This is a genomic window from Frankia tisae (genome assembly GCF_025403405.1).
Lineage (GTDB): Bacteria > Actinomycetota > Actinomycetes > Frankiales > Frankiaceae > Frankia > Frankia tisai.
Genome location: NZ_JANEZT010000854.1, coordinates 1 through 402, shown reverse-complemented (window position 1 = coordinate 402; position 402 = coordinate 1). Strand labels below are relative to the sequence as shown.

The window sequence follows — 402 nt, the reverse complement described above, 5'->3', positions numbered from 1 at the left end:
CCTCAAGACCCTCGGCTGATCCTCAGCCCAGAGCCTCCGCCACGGCCTTCCCGCAGGCCTGCGTATCCGCATTCCCGCCGAGGTCGCGCGTCCGCAGCGTCCGCTCGGACAGCACCCGCTCGATCCCGCTGACGATCTCCCGGGCGGCTTCGTGCTCGCCGAGATGCTCCAGCATCATCGCGCCCGACCAGATCTGGCCGATCGGGTTGGCGATCCCCTGGCCGGCGATGTCGGGGGCGGACCCGTGGACCGGCTCGAACACCGACGGGTGCACGCGCTCCGGATTGATGTTGCCGGACGGCGCGATGCCGATCGTTCCGGTGCAGGCGGGTCCGAGATCCGACAGGATGTCGCCGAACAGGTTCGACGCCACGACCACGTCGAACCTGTTCGGCGACATCC

The 402-nt window shown here is 69.4% G+C and carries 1 protein-coding gene; it reads right to left on the bottom strand.

What is annotated here, in order from left to right:
* Window positions 1–22: 22 nt before the first annotated feature.
* Window positions 23–402, bottom strand: a 380-nt coding sequence (locus NBZ85_RS31990) for an isocitrate/isopropylmalate family dehydrogenase (protein WP_261563531.1), incomplete at its 5' end; no start/stop codon positions are given.